Origin of the sequence: Streptomyces sp. col6 (assembly GCF_008042035.1) — a bacterium.
Classification (GTDB): domain Bacteria; phylum Actinomycetota; class Actinomycetes; order Streptomycetales; family Streptomycetaceae; genus Streptomyces.
The window spans coordinates 1,227,669-1,250,454 of record NZ_RDBL01000006.1 but is presented as its reverse complement, the minus strand read 5'-3'; the positions used below and the strand labels follow the sequence as shown (position 1 = coordinate 1,250,454).

General features: G+C 71.7%; 18 protein-coding genes. 9 read left to right on the top strand and 9 right to left on the bottom strand.

Annotation, left to right across the window (positions count from 1 at the left end; genetic code table 11):
- Positions 1–71: 71 nt before the first annotated feature.
- The 8 genes from gcvT to EAO73_RS09725 all read left to right on the top strand — a co-directional run bounded on the left by gcvT (position 72) and on the right by EAO73_RS09725 (position 11,187).
- Positions 72–1,187, top strand: a complete 1,116-nt coding sequence (gene gcvT / locus EAO73_RS09760; RefSeq protein ID WP_147970982.1) for a glycine cleavage system aminomethyltransferase GcvT — start codon at positions 72–74, stop codon at positions 1,185–1,187.
- A 103-nt stretch (positions 1,188–1,290) separates the two neighbouring features.
- Entirely contained in the window at positions 1,291–1,668 is a 378-nt protein-coding gene (gene gcvH / locus EAO73_RS09755) for a glycine cleavage system protein GcvH (RefSeq protein ID WP_147970981.1), read from the top strand.
- A 20-nt stretch (positions 1,669–1,688) separates the two neighbouring features.
- Positions 1,689–2,948 carry a serine hydroxymethyltransferase gene (gene glyA / locus EAO73_RS09750; protein ID WP_147970980.1) on the top strand — a complete coding sequence of 420 codons (1,260 nt, stop codon included), beginning with the start codon at positions 1,689–1,691 and terminating at the stop codon, positions 2,946–2,948.
- Positions 2,949–3,115: 167 nt separating this feature from the next.
- Positions 3,116–4,498 (top strand): L-serine ammonia-lyase, encoded by a 1,383-nt coding sequence (locus EAO73_RS09745; protein ID WP_147970979.1) that lies wholly within the window; start codon positions 3,116–3,118, stop codon positions 4,496–4,498.
- A gap of 101 nt (positions 4,499–4,599) precedes the next feature.
- Entirely contained in the window at positions 4,600–6,306 is a 1,707-nt protein-coding gene (metG, locus tag EAO73_RS09740) for a methionine--tRNA ligase (RefSeq protein WP_147970978.1), read from the top strand.
- 196 nt (positions 6,307–6,502) lie between these two features.
- A complete protein-coding gene (locus EAO73_RS09735) occupies positions 6,503–7,831 on the top strand; it encodes an SGNH/GDSL hydrolase family protein (protein WP_147970977.1) in 1,329 nt (442 codons plus the stop codon).
- 747 nt (positions 7,832–8,578) lie between these two features.
- Positions 8,579–9,463 (top strand): terpene synthase family protein, encoded by an 885-nt coding sequence (locus EAO73_RS09730; RefSeq protein WP_412074572.1) that lies wholly within the window; start codon positions 8,579–8,581, stop codon positions 9,461–9,463.
- A gap of 263 nt (positions 9,464–9,726) precedes the next feature.
- A complete protein-coding gene (locus EAO73_RS09725) occupies positions 9,727–11,187 on the top strand; it encodes a carboxylesterase/lipase family protein (protein ID WP_147970976.1) in 1,461 nt (486 codons plus the stop codon).
- Between the two features lie 205 nt (positions 11,188–11,392).
- On the opposite strand, the gene EAO73_RS09720 is transcribed toward EAO73_RS09725, so the two are convergent.
- The 7 genes from EAO73_RS09720 to EAO73_RS09690 all read right to left on the bottom strand — a co-directional run bounded on the left by EAO73_RS09720 (position 11,393) and on the right by EAO73_RS09690 (position 18,424).
- Positions 11,393–11,602 carry an EF-hand domain-containing protein gene (locus EAO73_RS09720; RefSeq protein ID WP_147970975.1) on the bottom strand — a complete coding sequence of 70 codons (210 nt, stop codon included), beginning with the start codon at positions 11,600–11,602 and terminating at the stop codon, positions 11,393–11,395.
- Between the two features lie 93 nt (positions 11,603–11,695).
- On the bottom strand, positions 11,696–12,892 hold the full coding sequence (locus EAO73_RS09715; protein ID WP_147971489.1) for a YncE family protein: 1,197 nt from the start codon (positions 12,890–12,892) through the stop codon (positions 11,696–11,698).
- Positions 12,892–13,692 carry a polysaccharide deacetylase family protein gene (locus tag EAO73_RS09710; protein ID WP_147970974.1) on the bottom strand — a complete coding sequence of 267 codons (801 nt, stop codon included), beginning with the start codon at positions 13,690–13,692 and terminating at the stop codon, positions 12,892–12,894. Before EAO73_RS09710 ends, EAO73_RS09715 begins: the two co-directional genes overlap by 1 nt.
- Positions 13,693–14,083: 391 nt before the next feature.
- Positions 14,084–14,599 carry an ATP-binding protein gene (locus EAO73_RS09705; protein WP_147970973.1) on the bottom strand — a complete coding sequence of 172 codons (516 nt, stop codon included), beginning with the start codon at positions 14,597–14,599 and terminating at the stop codon, positions 14,084–14,086.
- A 251-nt stretch (positions 14,600–14,850) separates the two neighbouring features.
- Positions 14,851–15,618, bottom strand: coding sequence for an enoyl-CoA hydratase/isomerase family protein (locus EAO73_RS09700; protein ID WP_147970972.1), 768 nt, complete (start codon positions 15,616–15,618; stop codon positions 14,851–14,853).
- A 131-nt stretch (positions 15,619–15,749) separates the two neighbouring features.
- The gene (locus EAO73_RS09695; protein ID WP_191133978.1) at positions 15,750–17,000 is read right to left on the bottom strand and encodes a L,D-transpeptidase; all 1,251 of its coding nucleotides are present in this window, start codon (positions 16,998–17,000) and stop codon (positions 15,750–15,752) included.
- A 203-nt stretch (positions 17,001–17,203) separates the two neighbouring features.
- Positions 17,204–18,424 carry a L,D-transpeptidase gene (locus EAO73_RS09690; RefSeq protein ID WP_147970970.1) on the bottom strand — a complete coding sequence of 407 codons (1,221 nt, stop codon included), beginning with the start codon at positions 18,422–18,424 and terminating at the stop codon, positions 17,204–17,206.
- Between the two features lie 153 nt (positions 18,425–18,577).
- Here EAO73_RS09690 and glgX point away from each other — a divergent pair, with 153 nt between their 5' ends.
- Positions 18,578–20,824 carry a glycogen debranching protein GlgX gene (glgX, locus tag EAO73_RS09685; RefSeq protein WP_191133977.1) on the top strand — a complete coding sequence of 749 codons (2,247 nt, stop codon included), beginning with the start codon at positions 18,578–18,580 and terminating at the stop codon, positions 20,822–20,824.
- A 7-nt stretch (positions 20,825–20,831) separates the two neighbouring features.
- Here glgX and EAO73_RS09680 read toward each other — a convergent pair whose 3' ends face one another.
- Both EAO73_RS09680 and EAO73_RS09675 read right to left on the bottom strand, forming a co-directional pair.
- Positions 20,832–21,482 carry a response regulator gene (locus EAO73_RS09680; RefSeq protein ID WP_147970968.1) on the bottom strand — a complete coding sequence of 217 codons (651 nt, stop codon included), beginning with the start codon at positions 21,480–21,482 and terminating at the stop codon, positions 20,832–20,834.
- A gap of 32 nt (positions 21,483–21,514) precedes the next feature.
- Positions 21,515–22,780: a sensor histidine kinase gene (locus EAO73_RS09675; protein WP_147970967.1), complete on the bottom strand. Its 1,266-nt coding sequence runs from the start codon at positions 22,778–22,780 to the stop codon at positions 21,515–21,517.
- Between the last annotated feature and the right edge of the window lie 6 nt (positions 22,781–22,786).

Below are 22,786 nucleotides of genomic sequence, written 5' to 3'. Positions count from 1 at the left end.
GGCGAACCTCTCAGGTTCCGATGACAGATGGGGAGGATCGTCCTCGTCGTCATGCCCTGGGAGCCCCGTCCATGAGCACCACCCCCCGTCTCACCGCCCTCGATGCCCTGCACCGATCGCTCGGCGCGACCATGACCGACTTCGCGGGCTGGGACATGCCGCTGCGCTACGCCAGCGAGCGCGACGAGCACAACGCCGTCCGCACGAAGGCCGGCCTGTTCGACCTCTCCCACATGGGCGAGATCACCGTCACCGGCCCCCAGGCCGTGGACCTGCTGAACCACGCGCTGGTCGGCAACATCGGCACCGTCTCCACGGGCCGCGCCCGCTACACGATGATCTGCGCCGAGGACGGCGGCATCCTGGACGACCTGATCGTCTACCGCCTCCAGGACACGGAGTACATGGTCGTCGCCAACGCCGGCAACGCCCAGCTGGTCCTGGACACGATCACGGAGCGCGCCGCCGGCTTCGACGCCGAGGTGCGCGACGACCGCGACGCGTACGCGCTGCTCGCCGTGCAGGGCCCCGAGTCCCCGGCGATCCTCGCCGCCGTGACCGACGCGGACCTGGACGGCCTGAAGTACTACGCCGGGTTGCCCGGCACGGTCGCCGGGGTGCCCGCGCTGATCGCCCGTACCGGCTACACCGGCGAGGACGGCTTCGAGCTGTTCGTCGCGCCCGGCCACGCCGAGCAGCTGTGGAAGGCACTCACCGAGGCGGGCGCCGCGCACGGCCTGATCCCGTGCGGCCTCTCCTGCCGCGACACGCTGCGCCTGGAGGCGGGCATGCCGCTGTACGGGCACGAGCTGACCACCTCGCTGACCCCGTTCGACGCCGGCCTCGGCCGGGTAGTGAAGTTCGAGAAGGACGGCGACTTCGTCGGCCGCAAGGCGCTGGAGGCCGCCGCGGAGCGCGCCGAGACCGCCCCGCCCCGCAAGCTCGTCGGCCTGGTCGCCGAGGGCCGCCGGGTGCCGCGCGCCGGCTTCCCGGTCGTGGCGGACGGCCGGGTCATCGGCGAGGTCACCTCCGGCGCGCCCTCCCCGACGCTGGGGAAGCCGATCGCCATGGCGTACGTCGACGCGGCGCACGCCGCGCCGGGCACCGAGGGCGTCGGCGTCGACATCCGGGGCAGCCACGAGCCGTACGAGGTTGTGGCGCTCCCCTTCTACAAGCGCCGGAAGTAGCACCGTGGGGTGCGAAGGCGCCCGCACAACGTGACGCACTCCCGTCTCACACCGTAAGACCACCGTTCATCAGCACTCCCCCGCGTACAGGAGAATTCAGGTCATGAGCAACCCCCAGCAGCTGCGGTACAGCAAGGAGCACGAGTGGCTGTCGGCCGCCGAGGACGGTGTCGCCACGGTCGGCATCACCGAGCACGCGGCCAACGCGCTCGGTGACGTCGTCTACGCCCAGCTCCCCGAGGTCGGTGACACGGTCACCGCGGGCGAGACCTGCGGCGAGCTGGAGTCGACCAAGTCGGTCAGCGACCTGTACTCGCCGGTGACCGGCGAGGTCACCGCCTCCAACCAGGACGTCGTCGACGACCCGTCGCTGGTGAACTCCGCTCCGTTCGAAGGCGGCTGGCTGTTCAAGGTACGCGTCGCGGAGGAGCCGAAGGACCTGCTCTCCGCCGACGAGTACACCGAGTTCTCCGGCAACTAAAGACCCCAAGGGACCACCTGATGTCGCTTCTCAACTCCTCCCTCCATGAGCTGGACCCGGATGTCGCCGCCGCCGTCGACGCCGAGCTCCTGCGCCAGCAGTCCACGCTCGAAATGATCGCCTCGGAGAACTTCGCTCCCGTCGCCGTCATGGAGGCGCAGGGCTCCGTCCTGACCAACAAGTACGCCGAGGGCTACCCCGGCCGCCGCTACTACGGCGGCTGCGAGCACGTCGACGTGGTCGAGCAGATCGCGATCGACCGCATCAAGGCGCTCTTCGGCGCCGAGGCCGCGAACGTCCAGCCGCACTCCGGTGCGCAGGCCAACGCCGCCGCGATGTTCGCGCTGCTGAAGCCGGGCGACACGATCATGGGCCTGAACCTGGCCCACGGCGGTCACCTGACCCACGGCATGAAGATCAACTTCTCCGGCAAGCTCTACAACGTGGTCCCGTACCACGTCGACGACACCGGTGTCGTGGACATGGCCGAGGTCGAGCGCCTGGCCAAGGAGTCCAAGCCGCAGCTGATCGTCGCCGGCTGGTCCGCGTACCCGCGTCAGCTCGACTTCGCCGCCTTCCGCCGCATCGCGGACGAGGTCGGCGCGTACCTGATGGTCGACATGGCGCACTTCGCCGGTCTGGTCGCCGCGGGCCTGCACCCCAACCCGGTGCCGCACGCCCACGTCGTCACCACCACCACGCACAAGACCCTCGGCGGTCCGCGCGGCGGCGTGATCCTCTCCACCCAGGAACTCGCCAAGAAGATCAACTCGGCGGTCTTCCCGGGCCAGCAGGGCGGCCCGCTGGAGCACGTGATCGCGGCCAAGGCGGTCTCGTTCAAGGTCGCGGCGGGCGAGGAGTTCAAGGAGCGCCAGCAGCGCACCCTGGACGGCGCGCGCATCCTGGCCGAGCGCCTGGTGCAGCCGGACGTCACCGAGGTGGGCGTCTCCGTCCTCTCCGGCGGTACGGACGTGCACCTGGTCCTCGTCGACCTGCGCAACTCCGAGCTGGACGGCCAGCAGGCCGAGGACCGGCTGCACGAGCTGGGCATCACGGTCAACCGGAACGCCATCCCCAACGACCCGCGCCCGCCGATGGTCACCTCCGGCCTGCGCATCGGCACCCCGGCCCTGGCCACCCGCGGCTTCGGCGCCGAGGACTTCACCGAGGTCGCCGAGATCATCGCCTCGGCCCTCAAGCCGTCCTACGACGCGGACGACCTGAAGGCCCGGGTCACGAAGCTCGCCGAGAAGTTCCCGCTGTACCCCGGCCTGAAGTAGCCGGACCGGCGCATTTGCGTCTCCGGAAGGGGCACCGCGCACACTGGACAGTGAGCGCGGTGCCCCATCCCATGTCCTCCGCTTTGTCTCATGCTCTCCGGGCCCACCCCCGCCCGTACCGCACCACCCGGCAGACAACGGCGTCTACCAACCCTTAGGAGTCACCCGTGGCCATCTCGGTCTTCGACCTGTTCTCGATCGGCATCGGCCCGTCCAGCTCCCATACGGTCGGCCCCATGCGCGCGGCCCGTATGTTCGCGCGCCGGCTGAAGAACGAGGGCCTGCTCGCCCACACCGCCTCGGTCAGGGCCGAGCTGTACGGTTCCCTCGGCGCCACCGGCCACGGCCACGGCACCCCCAAGGCGGTCCTGCTCGGCCTGGAGGGCGAGTCCCCCCGCACCGTCGACGTCGAGACGGCCGACGACCGCGTCGAGGCGATCCGCTCCACCGGCCGGATCAACCTCCTCGGCATGCACGAGATCGACTTCGACGCGGACGAGCAGCTGGTCCTGCACCGCCGCAAGGCGCTCCCGTACCACGCCAACGGCATGACCGTCTTCGCGTACGACGCCGAGGGCGCCCCGCTCCTGGAGAAGACGTACTACTCGGTCGGCGGCGGCTTCGTCGTGGACGAGGACGCCGTGGGCGAGGACCGGATCGTGCTCGACGACACGGTCCTGAAGCACCCCTTCCGCACCGGCGACGAGCTGCTGCGCCTGGCCCGCGAGACCGGTCTGTCGATCTCCTCGCTGATGCTGGAGAACGAGCGCGCCTGGCGCACCGAGGACGAGATCCGCTCCGGCCTCCTCGACATCTGGCGCGCCATGCAGGCGTGTGTCTCGCGCGGCATGTCCCGCGAGGGCATCCTGCCCGGCGGCCTCAAGGTCCACCGCCGCGCCGCGAAGACCGCCCGCCAGCTGCGCGCGGAGGGCGACCCCCAGGCCCACGCCATGGAGTGGATCACCCTCTACGCGATGGCGGTCAACGAGGAGAACGCGGCGGGCGGCCGTGTCGTCACCGCCCCCACCAACGGCGCGGCGGGCATCATCCCCGCCGTCCTGCACTACTGGATCAACTTCGCCGCCGGCGGCTGCACGGAGGCCGAGAAGGAGGACGGCATCGTCCGCTTCCTGCTGGCCGCCGGCGCCATCGGCATGCTGTTCAAGGAGAACGCCTCCATCTCCGGCGCCGAGGTCGGCTGCCAGGGCGAGGTCGGCTCCGCCTGCTCCATGGCCGCCGGCGCCCTCGCCGAGGTTCTGGGCGGCAGCCCCGAGCAGGTGGAGAACGCGGCCGAGATCGGCATGGAGCACAACCTGGGCCTGACCTGCGACCCGGTCGGCGGCCTCGTCCAGATCCCGTGCATCGAGCGCAACGGCATGGCCGCGGTGAAGGCGGTCACGGCGGCGAAGATGGCCCTGCGCGGCGACGGCAGCCACAAGGTCTCCCTCGACAAGGTCATCAAGACCATGAAGGAGACCGGCGCGGACATGAGCGTCAAGTACAAGGAGACGGCCCGCGGCGGTCTCGCGGTGAACATCATCGAGTGCTGAGGGTGCCGGAAATCCGGTAAAGGGGGGTGTCCCCCGTTCGATAGGATGCAAACGGCCTGCGACAGAGGCACCGGCACCTTAGAAACTGGGAGCATCCGACGATGACTCGACACCTGATCACCAGCGCGCTTCCCTACATCAACGGGATCAAGCACCTGGGGAACCTGGTCGGGTCGATGCTCCCGGCGGACGTGTACACGCGGTACTTGCGGCAGCGGGGCGAGGAGGCGCTGTACATCTGCGCCACCGACGAGCACGGCACCCCGGCGGAGCTGGCCGCGAAGGCGGCCGGCCTGCCGGTGGCGGAGTTCTGCGCGCAGCAGCACGACGCGCAGAAGGCGGTCTACGACGGCTTCGGGCTCGCGTTCGACTACTTCGGCCGCAGCTCCTCCGCCGAGAACCGCGACATCACGCAGCACTTCGCCCGCAAGCTCCACGAGAACGGCTTCATCGAGGAGCGGGCGATCCGCCAGGTCTTCTCGATCGCCGACGACCGCTTCCTGCCGGACCGCTACATCGTCGGTACGTGCCCGCACTGCGGGTACGACAAGGCGCGCGGCGACCAGTGCGAGAACTGCACCCGGGTGCTGGACCCGACCGACCTGATCGAGCCGCGCTCCGCGATCAGCGGCAGCAGCGAGCTGGAGGTCCGGGAGACCAAGCACCTGTTCCTCCTCCAGTCGAAGCTGTCCGGCGAGGTCGAGGCGTGGATCGACGAGACCAGCGACGAGTGGCCGCACCTGGCCTCCTCGATCGCCCGCAAGTGGCTCACCGAGGGCCTGCACGACCGCTCGATCACCCGTGACCTGGAGTGGGGCGTGCCGGTCCCGGCCGACACCTGGCCGGAGCTGGCGGCCGAGGGCAAGGTCTTCTACGTCTGGTTCGACGCCCCCATCGAGTACCTCGGGGCGACGAAGGAGTGGGCGGACCAGGAGCCGGAGACCCGGGACTGGAAGTCCTGGTGGTACGAGGCGTCCGACGTCCGGTACACGCAGTTCATGGCCAAGGACAACGTCCCTTTCCACACGGTGATGTTCCCGGCCATGCAGATCGGCACCCGCGAGCCGGTCAAGCGCGTCGACCACGTCAAGGCGTTCAACTGGCTGAACTACTACGGCGGCAAGTTCTCGACGTCGCAGCAGCGCGGCATCTTCTCCGACACGGCCCTGGAGCTGCTGCCGGCGGACTACTGGCGCTACTTCCTGATGGCGCAGGCGCCGGAGTCCGACGACACGTCCTTCACCTGGGAGCTGTTCGCCACCTCGGTGAACAAGGACCTCGCCGACACCCTCGGCAACTTCGTGAACCGGGTGCTCTCCTTCTCGCGCAAGCGGTTCGGCGACACCGTGCCGGCGGGCAAGGAGGCCGGGGACGCCGAGCGGAAGCTGGGCGAGGAGATCGCGCGGCTGCTCGCGGAGCACGAGGGCCACATGGAGACGCTCCAGTTCCGCAAGGCGGCCCAGGCGCTGCGTGCGCTGTGGAGCGCGGGCAACTCCTACCTGGAGGAGAAGGCCCCCTGGCTGGAGATCAAGACCGACCAGGAGGGCGCCGCGCTCACCCTGCGCACGGCGATGAACCTGATCCACCTGTACGCGATCGTCTCGGAGCCGTTCATCCCGTCGTCCGCGCGGGCCATGCGCGAGGCCTTCGCCCTGACGGACGACACGGCGACGTGGGTGAGCGCCGACGAGGCCCGCGCCCTGGCCTCCGTGCCTGCCGGGACCGCGTTCACGGTGCCGCCGGTGCTCTTCGCCAAGATCACGGACGAGGACCTGGAGGCCTGGCGCTCGCGCTTCGGCGCCCAGTAGGTCCCGCGTAGTACGTCGTCGCCCGGCCGGGAGGTTTCCCGGCCGGGCGACTCGCGTTTCGGGGACTCCCACCCGACGGATGCTCGAAACATTTCGAACCGTTGACCGAAACTTCCGGCGGCGCTAATCTGCCGCGTGCCCGGCCGGGGCACGCATGTGTGCATGGAGAACCCCACCACGCAGAGGGAACACCGCCATGAACCGAAGAACGCCGCTCCTCAGCCTGATCACCGCGGGGGCGCTCTGCGCGACTCTCACCGCCGTCTCCCCGGCCCTCGGCGCCGGCGACGCGCACTCCGGCGGCGCCCCCGGCCCCCGGGAGAGGGGCGCGCACTGGGTCAGCACCTGGACGTCGATGCCCCAGCTGACGGAGCCGTCCAACATGCCCCCGGCCCCCTTCACCGGCGACGACTCGGTGCTCACGGACACGACCCTGCGGCAGACCGTCCACGTCTCGGCGGGCGGCGACCACATCCGGCTGCGGTTCTCCAACGCGTTCGGCGGCGCGGTGCTGCCGATCACCGAGGTCTCCGTGGCACTCCCGCTGGACGGCAGGGCGGGGACCGGGGCGATCCGGCCGGGGACCTCGCACCGGGTGACCTTCCGGGGCGCCTCCTCCATCGACGTGCCGGCCGGGGCGCAGGCCGTCTCCGATCCGCTGGACTTCCGGGTCACCCCCGGCTCCAATCTCACGGCGACCGTCTATCTGGCGACCGGCCAGGCGTCCACCGCCATCACCTCGCACCCCGGCTCCCGGACCACCTCGTACCTGCTGCGCGGCGAGCACGTGCGGGACCGCGACCTGCCCGCCGCAACGACCACCGACCACTGGTACTTCCTCAGCGGGGTCGAGGTCTGGTCCCGGGGCACCAGATCGGCGACGGCCGTCCTCGGGGACTCGCTGACCGACGGCCGGGGCTCGACGACCAACGGCAACGACCGCTGGCCGGACGTGCTCCAGCAGCGGCTGACGGCCCGGACCTCGGTCATCAACCAGGCGGCCGGCGGCAACCGGCTCCTCGAAGACGGCCTGGGCCCCAACGGGCTGGCCCGGCTCGACCGCGACGTCCTGGCCCAGAGCGGGACCGACCGGCTGATCGTCTTCGAGGGCGTCAACGACATCGGCACGGCGGACGCCACCGAGACGGCCAGGAAGCGCACGGCCGAGGCCGTCATCACCGCGTACGACCAGATCATCACCCGGGCCCACGCCCTCGGCATCCGGGTGTACGGGGCGACCCTGACGCCCTTCGGCGGCAACACCGGGTACGACGATCCGGACGGCCACCACGAGGCGGCCCGGCGGACGGTCAACGCCTGGATACGCGACAGCGGCCGTTTCGACGCGGTGCTCGACTTCGACCGGGCGGTGCGCGACCCGCTCCACCCCGCCGCGCTGCGCCCCTCGCTGGACGTCGGCGACCACCTCCATCTGAACCCGGCGGGCTACCGGGCCCTCGCCGGTGCCGTCCCGGCCCGGCTGTTCGAGCCGTCCCCGCTCCCCGCGGGCTTCGGCTACAACTGACGGGCACGGCGGGCGGGTCCGCGCACCGGTTCCGGGTGCGCGGACCCGCCTTCTCCGTTTCCGTCGGTCCCTCACCGAATCGGCCACGGGGTGATCCGCCGGCCCACCTCCCGGCAGACCCAGGAGTGCGCCAACTGCTCATAACCGCGCACGAGTTCCTGCCGATCACACATTTTCGGTCACCCGCGCCTTCCCTCCCCCGCGTACGGGGAGTTCACTGGACGTGACGAGTGGTGACGCGACCGCCGCGCACGTCAGGCGGTCCGCTGCCCCGGGCCCGGCTCCGGCCGCCCGGTCCGCGCGGAGGAAAGAGGACAGCGATGACAGCCGCCCCTCCCCCGGTACGCCCGAGGCGTGATCCGGCCGTACCGGCCGGGTGCGCCAGCCGGGTGCGGGCGGGTGCCCGTCGGTGACCGTCCACCGCACGGATCCCCGTCCGCTGCCGCGGCGGTCCCCGGCGTGGCCGGCTCGCGACACCGCCGCGCGCCTGCTAAGCCGGAGCGTGCGGCCGTTCCCGGTGGACCGGCCGCACGTCCGCCGCTCGCCACGGAAATTCCCGCCTGCGCGAACCGGTCTCGCGCATCCCCCTGCCCTGTTCTTATCGTCTCGACGAGGTGCACCATGAGCAAGATCGCGCTTCCTGAATTCCACATGCCGTTCGAAAGTGCGGGATGTCATCCGGGAGTTGAGCAGACCAAGAGAGCCGCCTGGGAATGGGCGGAGGCCAGTGATCTCGTCCTGTCACCCGTGGCCGTCAAGAAAATGACCAGGACCCGCCCGGAACTCTGGATCTCGCTGATATTCCCCGAGGCCTCGCAGAAACACCTGGACCTGTTCTGCCAGTGGCTGTTCTGGGCCTTTCTCGTCGACGACGAGTTCGACGACGGCCCGGCCGGGCGCGACCCGCGGCTGTGCGCGAGGGCGATCGGCCGCCTGGTGGACGTGCTCGACGGCGCCCAGGCCCCCGTCGGCCGCATGGAGCACGCGCTGGACGAGCTGCTCGCCCGGACCTGCGTGGACCGTCCGGCGCACTGGGTACGGCAGTTCCGCCGGGACACCGCGGCCTGGCTGTGGACGTACTACGCGGAGGCCGTGGACCGGGCCGCCGGCCATGTGCCGACCACCGCCGACTTCGTGAAACACCGCCGCGACTCCGTGGCGATGCAGCCGTTCCTCGACCTGCATGAGATCACCGCCGGAATCGACCTGCCGGAATCCGCCCGCAGCCTTCCCGCGTACATCGCGCTGCGCAATGCGGTCGCCGACCATTCCGGGCTCTGCAACGACATCTGCTCGTTCGAGAAGGAGGCCGTGCTCGGTTATGAGCACAACACCGTCCGGCTGATCCAGCGCGACCGGGGCGGCACGCTCCAGGAGGCGGTGGACGAGGCGGGAATTCTGCTGGGCCGCATCGCCGACCGCGTACAGCGGGCCGAGAAGGAACTCGTCGAGGAGATCGAGGCGGCGGGAATCGAGGGCCCGGAGCGCACCGCGCTGGAGCGCTGCGTCCGCGACTACCGAGGGCTCGTACGCGGCGACTTCGACTACCACGCACGGGCCGAGCGCTACACCCGCCCCGAGCTGACGGAGATCGACGAGGACGACACGATGTCCCGCAACTTCGCCGCCTGACCGGGCGCCGGCGGGGAAGGCGGGGCGGCGGCCGGACAGGGGCGCGGGCCCACGTCAGCGATTTCCGGACATTTCTCGCCCCGCCCGCCCCGACGGGCCCCCGAGGCCCGTCGGGGCGCCCCGACGGGCCCCCGAGGCCCGTCGGCGGCCGGAACACGTGGGTGCCGGAAGCCGCCCACGCCCGCGTCCCCCGCCTGGCCGCCCGTCCGGGTCCGTGATCTGCTGGAGCACACGCCCGACGCACGCGGAAGGGCCGGAATGCCATGACAGCGCCACCCCCGCCGCCCGCCCCGCGCGCCGAGACGGTCCACGGCACCGTCCGCGGCACGCACGAGGGCGGGGTGACCGTGTTCCGGGGCATCCCGTACGCGGCCGCCCCGGTGGGTGACCGGCGCTTCGGCCCGCCCGCGCCGCCGGAGCCCTGGACGGGGGTGCGGGCGGCGACCGCGTTCGGGCCCACCGCGCCCAAGCGGCCCTACGCCCCGCCGCTCGACCGGCTGCTGGCCGACCCCTCGGTGCCGGGCGAGGACTGTCTCAACCTGAACGTGTGGACACCGGCGCCCGCAGGAACCGGCCTGCCCGTCCTGGTCTGGATCCACGGCGGCTCCCTGCTGCACGGCTCGTCCGCCCTGCCGCTGTACGACGGGACGGCGTTCGCTCGCGACGGAGTGGTACTCGTGTCGCTCAACTACCGGCTGGGCATGGAGGGGTTCGGCGTCCTGCCCGACGCACCGGCCAACCGGGGCCTGCTCGACCAGCTGGCCGCCCTGACCTGGGTGCGGGACAACATCGCGGCGTTCGGCGGCGACCCGGACCGGGTCACCGTGTGCGGGGAGTCGGCGGGCGCCATCGGTGTCGGGGCGCTGCTGGCCGCGCCCCGGGCCCGGGGGCTGTTCCGGCGGGCGGTGCTGCAGAGCGGGGTGCCGGCCGCGCTGCCCGTGGCCGAGGGCCGGCGGACCACCGCACTCGTCGCCAAGCGGCTCGGGGTCACGGCGACGGCCAGGGAGCTGGCCGGGGTGGACCCGGCCGCGCTGCTGGCCGCGCAGAGCGAGGTGACGGCCGGCGGCTCCCCGCTGACCGGCGGCCATTCCTTCCAGCTCGTGGTGGACGGGGACCTGCTGCCCCGCGATCCCCTGGAGGCCCTGCTCGACGGGGCCGCGTCCGGGGTCGGGCTGCTGATGGGCTCCAACACCGAGGAGTACCGGCTGTGGTTCGTACCGAGCGGCCTGACCGAACGGCTCTCCCGGGCGAAGTTGCGCCTCGCGCTCCTGAAGTTCCGGGTCCCGCGCGCCACCGCCCGTACGTACCGCGCCAACCGGCCCGGGGCCACGCCCGGCGAACTGCTGGGCGCGCTCGCCACCGATGTGCTGCTGCGGGTGCCGCTGAACCGGCTGGCCGACGCCCGCGCCCCGGGGACGACGCATCTGTACGAGTTCGGCTGGCCGTCCCCCGTCGAGGGGCTCGGCGCCTGCCACGGGCTGGAGATCGGCTTCGTCTTCGACACCCTGCGCGGCCCGGACGCGGTCGCGCTCGCCGGGTACGACGCCCCGCAGGGGCTGGCCGACTCGATGCACGCCGCCTGGGTGCGGTTCGCCACGTTCGGCGACCCGGGCTGGCCGGGCTGGGACGCCTCGCGCCCGGTGATGCGCTTCGGGCCGGGCGCACCCGGGGTGGTACGGGGCCCGCGCGACGACGAACTGCGCGGCTGGCCCCCGTACCGGTAGGAGAGGCGCCGGGGCCTGCGCCCGGCGCCCGTCCGGGATCAGGCTCAAGGGCTGTCGTTCGGGCCAGGCCGGGCTCGCGGGCTCCGGCACCGCACCTCGCGGCGTTGTCGTCAATCAACAACGCTCCGCGTTGCCTCAATCCTCCGCCTTGCGATGCACGGCACCGGAGCCCGCTCCCTGATCCGGCCTGACCCGAACGACAGCCCTAATTCTGCGCGGCCCAGAACTCGTCGAACGTGAGGAGCCCGTCGCCGTTGGCGTCGTGGGAGTTGATCACGGCCTGCGCGACCGGCTCGGTGACGTAGGGGTCACCCAGCTGGGCCATGACGCTCTTGTACTCGGCGGCCGAGATCAGCCCGTCGCCGTTCAGGTCGTACCGCTCGAACGCCTTGCGCGCCGACTCGATGTCCGCCACTGTCTGCCCCTTCGTATGACTGTCTGACGAGGGTCAGATTAACCGGCGCCCCGGATGATCTCCGAGGCGGCCGGTCGGCGTGCGGACCGGTGGTCAGCGGAAGACGCCGGTGTGACCGAGCGAGTAGCGGCCGGGCTGGGGGTAGACGGCGAGACCGTGCGGTCCGCTGCCCACGGGGATACGGGCGAGCTGCTTGCCGGTGGTGGTGTCGATGGCGTACACCTCGGCGTCGTAACGCCCTGCCAGCCAGAGGACCTTGCCGTCGGCGGAGACCCCGCCCATGTCCGGGCTGCCGCCGCCCGGCAGGTGCCACTTCTTCGCCAGTTTCTTGTGCGCGAAGTCGAAGACGGAGACCGAGCCCTCGCCCCGGTTGGAGATGTACATCTCCTTGGCGTCGCGGCTGACGTAGAGGCCGTGGCAGCCCTTGCCGGTCGGCAGCAGCTTCGGGGTGGTGAACTTCTTGCCGTCCAGCACCCACATCCCGTCGGCCTTCATGTCCGCGATGTAGAACGTGCCGCCGTCCGGGGAGAGCTTCACGTCCTGCGGCATGGCGCCGTCGAAGGGCAGCTTCTGCTGGGCGACGACCTTCATCTTCTCGGTGTCGACCTTGAGGAGTTCGCCGGAGAACTCGCAGGAGACGATGAAGTACCGGCCGTCGGCGGAGAAGTCCGCGTGGTTGACGCCCGCGCAGCTGACCGGCACCGCCTTGGCGGTCTTCATGGTGTGCGCGTCCCGGAAGACCAGTTCGCGGTCCATGGAGGCCATCACGATGGCGTACTTCCCGTTGGGCGTGAAGTACAGGTTGTACGGGTCGGAGACCGCGACCGTCTTCCCCGGCTTCCCCGTCGCCGGGTCGATCGGGGTGAGGCTGTCGCCGAGGTCGTTGTTGACCCAGAGCGTCTTCAGGTCCCAGGACGGCACGACGTGCTGCGGCTGCCGGCCGACCGGGATGGTCTCGATGACCTTGTACGTGGCGGGGTCGATCACCGAGACGGTGTCGGAGTTGGTGTTGGGCACGTAGACGCGGGACGGGAAGTCCTTGACGACCGGGGAGAGCCTGCCGGGCGCGTCGGCCGCGTACACGTTCCGCGGGTCGAGCACCGGCGGCATCCCGGCCAGGCCCGGGGGCTCGGGCGGGGTGACCTGCCGGGCCCGGACGCTCGGGGTCGCGGAGGCGGGGGCGTCCGCCGTCTTCTCCGCGGGGGTGCCGCAGCCGGAGAGCGCGGCGAGCAGGACGCCGCCGAGGAGGGCGGCGGTGCACGAGGTGGTCGTGCGCAGGGTGGGAGGCATCACGTCAGCAGCTCCGTGGTCGTCACCGCGCGCAGTCCGCGGCGGTCGATTTCGGTGAGGAGGAGGGGCAGCGCGGCGACCGTGTCCGCGTAGCCGAAGTGCAGGCTCACCACCGATCCGTTGCGGATCTCCCCGGCCACCTTGCGGGTGACGGCCGCGGCGCCGGGCGAGGTGAAGTCGAGGGAGTCCACGTCGTACGAGAGGACGTGCGGGTAGCCCGCCCGTGCGGCGAGCCGCTGGACGAGCGGGGTGGCGGACTGGGCGCGGGAGGGGCGGAACCAGGTGCCGATGGAGCCGGTGAGCCGGCGCAGCCGCTGGGCGCAGCCGGTGATCTCCGCGTACGCCCGGGTCTCGTCGAGCGCGGAGATGTCGATGTGGTGCTGGGTGTGGTTGCCGAGGTCGTGCCCGCCGTCGAGGATGCGGCGGGCCATCTCGGGGTGTTCGTCGAGCCAGCTGCCGACGGCGAGGACGGTGACCCGGGCCCCGGCGCGTTCGGCCTCGCCGAGCACAGTCCTGGCGACGGCGGGGTCGCCCTGGCCGTGGAAGGTGAGGGCGACGCGGGCGCGGTCGCGKGGGCCGTGGGTGATCTGGACCGGCTGCCCGGGGAAGCGGCGCGGGGCGGGTGCGGGGGCGTGGGCCCCGGCGGCGGTGGCGGCGGGCTTCCTGGGTGCCGCGTGGGTGACGGCCCCGGCGGACGTACCGGCGTCGTGCTCCCCGCAGCCGGCGGTGAGGGCGACGGCGGCCGCGGCTCCCGCCCGCAGGGCGTGGCGGCGGTGCACCGGTGCGTGGGAGGCGTTCATGGCTGCACAGTAGGGCGATATGACCGGAAAATCCCGGCCGACTCCACCGACTCCCCCGACGGACCGTCAGTGCGCGGGCCGTCCACATCGTGGACGATCAATGGATCATGCGTGGATACCCATGGATATTCATGGATTTACAGGCAAGTGACCCAGCACACCTGCGTTTCTTCGCTGAAATGTCCGGAAATGGGACAGGAAGAGTTGTTTGCGGCTTTGGCCGGGGAGTCGTCCGTCTGCCATAGTCGAGGGAACGACCCCCATTGACCCGGGCCAGGTCGTCACGAGCGGCCGTGAACACACCCCCCATTTCACGGTCCCCCACAGAAGCCCCCGAGGCGCCGCACCACGGCCGACACGGGGGCTTCTGCATGCCCGGGGCCCAGGGAGGTCAGCGGTCGGAGATGCGCATCTCGAACCAGGTGGTCTTGCCGCGGGGTAAGAGGTCCACGCCCCACCGGTCGGAGAGCTTGTCGACGAGGAAGAGGCCCCGCCCGCTGATGTCCGTCTCCCGGACCGGCATGAGGCACGGCAGCCCCCGCGAGGGGTCGCGCACCTCGATCCTGATCCAGCCGCGACGGCGGAGCATGCGCAGTCCGAAGACCCGGGCGCCGGTGTGCCGCACGGCGTTCCCGACGAGTTCGGAGACGAGCAGGACGGCGTGTTCGGCGGCCTGCGAGGAGAGCGCCCACTGGTGGAGGACGACGCACGAGGTGAGCCGGCGCGCGGTGGCCGCGGACTCCGGGCGGGAGGGCAGCCGGACTTCCTCCTCCGTCGGGTTTCCGAACAACTCCAGCGCCTTGAACGCCTGTTCGTCCGCGACGGCCGGTAAATTCCGTGCCGCTGCCGCGCTGCTGCGCGGTCGCGGCTGCTCCACACCCTCCAGGCCCGCCATGCCCACCATCATGGCCGCACGGCGGGCCCTTGGGGGCCGTTCCGGGGGAATCCCCGACCGGTAATCAGGTGCCCCCCGAGGGGGAGTAGGCATATGCCAGGGGCAGGAAGCGTGCCGGAATACCCCTTCTGACCTGCGGCGACGACGCCTTCGGCAGGGTTCGTCGCCGCACCGCGCGCGGCGCCTCGCAAGGTTTTCTTAAGGCTCCGCTAATCCGCCCGCACGGATGAACGCGTCGGTTTTAGTTCTCAAACGGCGTTCGGTCAGAGGAACTTCGCCTTGCCCGGCCCCTCCTCCACGAAACTGCGCATTCCGCGCTCCCGGTCCTCCGTGGCGAACAGACCGGCGAACCAGGTTCGCTCGATCGTGAGGCCCGTGTCGATGTCCGTCTCCAGTCCGGCGTCGACGGCCTCCTTGGCGGCGCGCAGGGCCAGCGCCGGGCCCTTCGCCAGCCTGGCCGCCCAGGCGTGCGCCTGCTCGTACACCTCGGCGGCGGGCACCACGCGGTCCACCAGGCCCATGGTCAGGGCCTCTTCGGCCTTGACGTGGCGGCCGGTGAAGATGAGGTCCTTGGCCTTGGCGGGGCCTACCAGCCGGGCGAGCCGCTGGGTGCCGCCCGCGCCCGGGATGAGGCCGAGCAGGATCTCGGGCTGGCCCAGCCTGGCGTTGTCACCGGCGATCCGGAAGTCCGCGCAGAGGGCCAGCTCGCAGCCGCCGCCCAGCGCGTAGCCGGTGACGGCCGCGACGACGGGCTTGGGGATACGGGCGACCGCGGTGAAGGAGTCCTGGAGGGCCTTGGATCGCAGCACCATCGCGGCGTGGTCCATCGCCTGCATCTCCTTGATGTCCGCGCCCGCCGCGAACACCTTCTCGCCGCCGTAGAGCACCACGGCCCTGACGTCGTCACGCCGGGACGCCTCCTCCGCGAGTTCTCGCAGCCGGTCCTGGGTCGCGACGTCAAGGGCGTTCATCGGCGGGCGATCCAGAAGGATGGTGCCGACGCCGTCGGTCACTTCGAGGGTTACGGTCATGGGGGCAGGTTAACCGGCGCTAACGCGGGCCCGCAGGGGCCGGGGCCGGTGCCGTTGGTCACGGCGGACGCGGGCGGGCCCGGCACCGTGGATCTCGGTGCCGGGCCCGCCGGGGTGTGCGAGGGGAGGACCTACTTGGTCCACTCCGACCAGCTCATGTTCCAGCCGTTGAGGCCGTTGTCCGGGCTGATCGTCTTGTCGTGGGAGTTCTTCACGACCACGACGTCGCCGATGAGCGAGCTGTTGAAGAACCAGGCGGCCGGCGTGGACGAGTCGCCACCGCCGCGCTGGTCCTGGAGGCCGACGCAGCCGTGGCTGGTGTTGGCGTGGCCGAAGACCCCGGAGCCGCCCCAGTAGTTGCCGTGGATGAAGGTGCCCGAGGTGGACAGACGCATCGCGTGCGGCACGTCCTTGATGTCGTACTCACCGCCGAAGCCGACGGTGTCGCCGTTCATCCGGGTCACCCGCAGCTTCTCGCTGATGACCATCTGGCCGTTGTACGTGGTGGTGGCCGGGGCGCCCGCCGAGATCGGGATGTCCTTGATCTGCTTGCCGTCGCGGACGACCTTCATCCTGTGCGAGTCCGCGTCGACGGTGCTGACCTGGCTGCGGCCGATGGTGAACGAGACGGTCTTGGCCTGCTTGCCGTAGACGCCGGGCCGCCCCTCCACGCCGTCGAGGTTGAGCTTGACGGTCACCTTGGTGCCGGCGGCCCAGTACTCCTCGGGGCGGAAGTCCAGGCGGTCGTTGCCGAACCAGTGGCCCTCGACGGGGACGGCCGGCTCGGCGGTCACCTTGATGGCCTTCTCGACGGCCGCCGGGTCGGTGATGCCCCGGGTGAAGTGGATGGAGACCGGCATGCCGACGCCGACGGTCGAACCGTCCTCCGGGGTGTACTGGCCGATGAAGGTGTTCTTCGGGACGAGCGTGGTGAAGGTGGTGTCCTTCGCGGACTCGAGCCCCTTCGCGTCCTTGGCCACCGCGTGGACCTTGTACTTGGTCGCGGAGGCCAGGTGCTGGTCGGGCACCCAGCTCGCGCCGTCCGACGCGATCTTCCCCTCGACCTCGGCGCCCTTGGGGTCCGAGACCTTGACGACCGTCAGCTTCCCCTGGGCGGCCGTGATCTTCAGCGCCCCGCTCGTGGCGACGTCATCGGTCCCGTCCTTGGGCGCGACGGTCACCACGGCCTGCGAGGCGCTGGTGTCCTGGTCCTTGACCCCGCCGGCCTTGGCGTCCTTGCCCGCGCCGCCCTCGTCTCCCCCGCCGCACGCCGTCACCAGCAGCAGCAGCGCGCCGACCGCCAGGGCCAGCAGACCGGTCGCCCTCCGCACGCGCCGCCTGCCGCCCCCGGCCGATGTCCCCGATATCGGCTGCCCGTTCAATGTGGTCGTCTCCCCTCACACGGCCTGGTCCCGCCCAAGGCCCCGGGAACCCATGGGTTCCCTCCCCCGCGCGCTGCACAATGCGCGCTCAGCAAAGAGATAATCACACCGACTGCGGGCAGATCCTCGCAGGAATGTCACCGTTCCGTCCCAAGTGGCACCGGGGTTGACGCCGCCCGGCCCGGAGGTGTCCGGCCGACGCCCTACCGAAGGGCGGATCCGGCCCGCCACCGGTCCCAGCCGAGGTTCCAGCCGCCGAGTCCGTTGTCCGGTGCGACCGTCTTGTCAGGGGAGTTGACGACCTCGACGACATCCCCGATCAGGGTGCGGTCGAAGAACCAGCCGGCCGGGGTGGAGCCGCTGCCGCCCTGGACGTCGCGCAGCCCGATGCAGCCGTGGCTGACGTTGGTGGAGCCGAAGACCTCTTCGTCGGACCAGTAGTTGCCGTGGAGGAAGGTGCCGGACTTCGTCAGCCGGATGGCGTGCGGCACGTCCTTGATGTCGTACTCGCCGCCGAAGCCGACGGTCCGCCCGTCCATCCGCGTCACCTCGTGCATCTCGCTGACCACCATCTTGCCGTTGTACGTGGTGGTCGTCGGGGAGCCCGCGGTGATCGGCACCGTGGAGACGAGCTGCCCGTCCCGGCGCACCTCCATGGTGTGCGCCTCCGAGTCGACCCGGGAGATCTGCTCCCGGCCCACCGTGAACCGCACCGTCTTGCGCTGGCTGCCGTACACCCCCGGGGCGCCCTCCACGTCGCGCAGCCCGATGTCCACGGTGACCTCGGTGCCGGACCGCCAGTAGACCGCCGGGCGGAAGTCCAGCCGGCTCGTGCCGAACCAGTGCCCGGCCACGGCCACCGGCGGATCGGCGGTCACGCGGATGGCACGCTCCACCGCCGCGCGCCGGGTGACCGGGCGGCTGAACTCGAAGGAGACGATCATGCCGGTGCCGACCGTCGAGCGGTTCTCCGGCTTGAAGTACCCGATGAAGCGGTCCTTGGGTACGGCGGTGGTGAAGGTGGTGTGGCGCGCCGCGCGGTGGCCGCCGCCGTTCTCCGCGACCACGTCCACGCTGTACTTGGCGGCCAGCCCGAGCCGCGCGCCCTTCCTCGGCGCCCAGGAGTGGCCGTCCTCGGCGATCTCTCCCGGTACCTCCTCGTCCTGGGCGTCCTCGATCCGCCGCACCCGGACGCTCTCCAGCCGGCCCTCGGGGACCTCGACCGCCACCCGGCTGTCCGCCCGGACGTCCTCGGCCCGGTCCGCGGGGGTGACCCGGATCGCCTCCTGCGGCGGCCCCGCCTTCCCGCCGATGAACGAGCCGGCACCCGAGCAGCCGGTGAGAACGGCCAGGAGGACCAGTACGGCGAGCAGCCCCGGCGCGGTCACCGGGCTCGCCCCTGCCTTCTTCGCTACGTGATTCACGTCCCCCCAACGACGGGGGCCGGTCGGGGGAAACGTGAGTGGGGGCCGCCCGGTGGGCAGAACACAGGGGACGACCACACTCGGGGAGCCGCGGCCGGGACGCCGCGCGCCCCCCTTTCGGTGCCGGTCCCACGAGCCGCGGGAGGCGAGCAGGTGTCGAGCGCAGCCGAGCAGCAGGCAGTACCGAGGACGGATACGGGGACGGCCGGGGCCGCTCCGGAACGGGTCGCCGCGGTCCACGTCGAGCAGCGGCACCCGGTGGTGTGGCCGGGGGCTCCGATGCCGCTCGGCGCCCGCTTCAGGACCGGCCCCGACGGGGTGGCGGGCACCAATTTCGCGCTGTGGGCGGGCGGGGCGGAGGCCGTCGAGCTGTGCCTCTTCGACGAGGACGGCACGGAGATCCGGCTGCCGCTGACCGAGCTGACCCACGAGATCTGGCACGGGTTCGTGCCCGGGGTGCGGCCCGGCCGGCGCTACGGCTACCGGGTGCACGGCCGGTGGGACCCGTGGACGGGCGCCCGGTGGAACGCGGCGAAGCTGCTGCTCGATCCGTACGCCCGTGCCGTGGACGGGGAATTCACCCTTCCGGCGGAGGTGTACGGCCATGTGAGGGACTGGCCCGAGCAACAGGTCGCCGACACCGTCCGCGACGAGCGCGACTCCGCGCCGTACGTCCCGAAGGGGGTCGTCGTCCATGACGACGACGACTGGGCCGACGACCGCAGGCCCAAGACGCCGTGGGCGGACTCGGTCATCTACGAGCTGCACGTGCGGGGCTTCACCCGGCAACACCCGGGCATCCCGCAGGAGCTGCGCGGCACCTACGCCGGGCTCGCCCATCCGGCGGCGATCGGCCATCTCAAGCACCTCGGGGTGACGGCCGTGGAGCTGCTGCCGGTGCACCAGTTCGCCCACGAGGACCATCTGCTGCGGCGCGGGCTGCGCAACTACTGGGGCTACAACTCGATCGGCTACTTCGCCCCGCACGCGGGCTACTCGGCGAGCGGTACGGCGGGCGAGCAGGTCGGCGAGTTCAAGCGGATGGTCCGCGCCCTGCACGACGCGGGCATCGAGGTGATCCTCGACGTCGTCTACAACCACACCGCGGAGGCGGGCGAGCTGGGCCCGATGCTCTCGCTGCGCGGCATCGACAACCGCGGCTACTACCGCCTCCAGGCCGACGCCCGCCGGTACGCGGACTACACGGGCTGCGGCAACACCCTGCACGTCGTCCAGCCGAACGTGCTGCGGCTCATCACGGACTCGCTGCGGTACTGGGTGACCGAGATGGGCGTCGACGGCTTCCGCTTCGACCTCGCGGCGGCGCTCGCCCGCTCCATGCACGACGTGGACATGCTCTCCCCGTTCCTGGCGGTGATCGCCCAGGACCCGGTGCTGCGCCGGGTCAAGCTCATCGCCGAGCCCTGGGACGTCGGCAACGGCGGCTACCAGGTGGGCGCCTTCCCGCCGCTGTGGACCGAGTGGAACGACCACTACCGGGACGCCGTACGGGACTTCTGGCGCGGCGCGCTGCCCGACGTACGGGATCTCGGCTACCGGCTGACGGGCTCCAGCGACCTGTACGCGTGGGGCGGGCGCCGTCCGTACGCCTCGGTCAACTTCGTCACGGCGCACGACGGGTTCACCCTGCGCGACCTGGTGAGCTACCAGGACAAGCACAACGAGGCCAACGGCGAGGACAACCGGGACGGCACCTCCGACAACCGGGCGTGGAACTGCGGCGCCGAGGGCGAGACGGACGACGCGGACGTCAACGCGCTGCGCCGCAGGCAACTGCGCAACCTGCTCACCACGCTGCTCCTGTCGACCGGGGTGCCGATGCTGGTGGCCGGTGACGAGATGGGCCGCACCCAGGGCGGCAACAACAACGCCTACTGCCAGGACAACGAGACCGGCTGGGTGGACTGGTCCCTCCTCGAACAGCCCGAGTGGCGGGAGCTGACCGCGCTGACCGCCCGGGTGCTCGCGCTGCGCCACCGCCATCCGGTGCTGCGCCGCCGGGCGTTCTTCTCCGGCCGGCCGCAGGCCCCGGACGGGCTGCGGGACCTGGCGTGGTTCACCGGTGAGGGTACGGAGATGACCGAGTCCGACTGGTACGCGCCGGCCGCGACGGTCGGGCTCTACCTCTCCGGCCGGGACATCCCGGGGCGGGACGCGCGCGGTGCGCAGGTGACCGACGACAGCTTCCTGGCCGTCCTGCACGCGGGCCACCTCCCTGCGGACTTCGTACTGCCGGGCCCGCCCTGGGCGCAGGCGTACGAACTGCTCCTGGACACCTCGCGCGACGACCAGGCCGAGGCCCCGGGCACGGTCCACCGGGGCGGCGAGCGGCTGACGGTGCCGGAGCGTTCGGTGCTCCTGCTGCGCGTACGGGAGTGAGGGGCGGCTAGCCGAGGATGCCGCGGTCGTAGCCGGCGGCGACGGCGGCGGCCCGGTCCTTGACGCCCAGCTTGGCGAAGAGGTGGGTGAGGTGGGTCTTCACGGTCGCCTCGCTGATGAACAGTCCGGCGGCGATCTCCCGGTTGGAGGTCCCCCGGGCGACCAGCGTCAGCACCTCGCGCTCGCGGGCGGACAGCGTCTCGTTGCCGCCGGCGGCCGGGGCGCGCACCGCCGAGACGAGCCGGGAGGCGACGGCCGGTGAGAGCACGGTCCGGCCCTCGGCGGCGGCCCGCACGGCGGTGAACAGCTCCTCGCGGGGCGCGTCCTTGAGCAGGTAGCCGGTCGCGCCCGCCTCGATCGCGGGCAGGGTGTCGGTGTCGGTGTCGTACGTGGTGAGCACGAGGACCTTGGAGCGGGCGCCGCGCCGGGTCAGCTCGGTGATCGCGGCGACCCCGCCGCCGCCCGGCATCCGCAGGTCCATCAGCACCACGTCGGGGTCGAGCCGGGCCGCCATCTCGACGCCCTCGACCCCGTCGGCCGCCTCGCCGAGCACCCGGAACTCCGGTGCGGCGGCGAACATTCCGCGCAGTCCGTCCCGTACGACGGGGTGGTCGTCGACGACGATCAGGGTGATGACGCGCGCGGGTTCCGGGTCCATGACGCACACCGTACGGGACGGCTACCGGGGCGTCAGGCGGCGTTCCGGGCGTGCGGCACCATCGGGACGCGGGCGCTGACCGCCGTGCCCAGGCCGGGGCCGGTCTCCACCTCGACGGTGCCCGCGATGCGTTCGGCGCGGGAGCGCATCCCGCCGAGTCCGAAGCCGCCGGCGCCCCGGTACGGGGGCAGCGCGGCCGGGTCGAAGCCGCGTCCGTCATCGCGTACATCGAGGGTGATCTCGTCGCCCATGTAGGAGAGGGTGACCCCGGCCCGGGAGGCCTCCGCGTGGCGGTCCGCGTTGGCCAGGGCCTCCTCGGCGATGCGGAGCAGGGTGGCGCCGACCTCGTCGTGGAGGGGTTCGACGGTGCCGGTGACGGTGAACTCGGCGCGGACTCCGGTGCGCTGGGACCAGGTGGCGACGGTCTTCTTGAGCGCGCCGGGCAGGTCGTCGTGTTCCAGGGCGGCCGGCAGCAGGTTGTGGACCGAGCGGCGGGCCTCGCCGAGGCTGTGCCGGGCGAGGGCGGCGGCGCGTACGAGGTGTTCCTGGGCGAGCGCGGGGTCGGTGCCCGCGGTGGAGGTGACGGCCTGGAGCTGGGCGATGATGCCGGTGAGGCCCTGGGCGATGGTGTCGTGGATCTCGGCCGCCAGCCGGCGCCGCTCGTCGGCCACCCCGGCCTCACGGGCCTGGACGAGGAGCTGGGCGTGGAGTCCCGCGTTCTCCGCGAGGGCCTGTTCGAGGCGGGCGTTGGCGGACTCCAGGGCGCTGATGGTGTCGGTCCGGGCCCGGTCCTGTTCGGCCTCCCGGTCGCCGATCTGCGCGAAGACCATGGTGAGGGTGGCGTGCACGGCCAGCACGACACCGAAGACGATCCAGTTCATGAGGGTGGCGGGCGGCAGGGGGCTGCCGCTCTGCGCGCCCGCCATGACGACGGCGACCGCCAGCAGTCCGGGCCGGATGCCGCGCTTCGGGAGGACCCGGCCGGCGTCGAAGTAGCCGAGCACCGCGTAGATCGAGAAGAAGGGGTTGCACCAGGTGAGCCCGAAGGCCAGCAGGGTGCGCACGGTGAAGTAGCAGAGCCCGGCCCGCGTTCCCGGGCTCGCCGGGGCCCGGGACCACCAGAGCTGGAGGACGAGCGCTGCCGGGAGGAACACGGCGGCGGCGCGCACGTCGGCCGGGGACATGACGAGGTCCCGGGAGACGGCCGAGACGATGGTGGCGAGGGCGAGCAGCCCGTACGGCCCGTAGCGGAAGAACCGGCCCCACCACTGCTCGGCCGTCGGCACCTGTTCACTCATACGGGC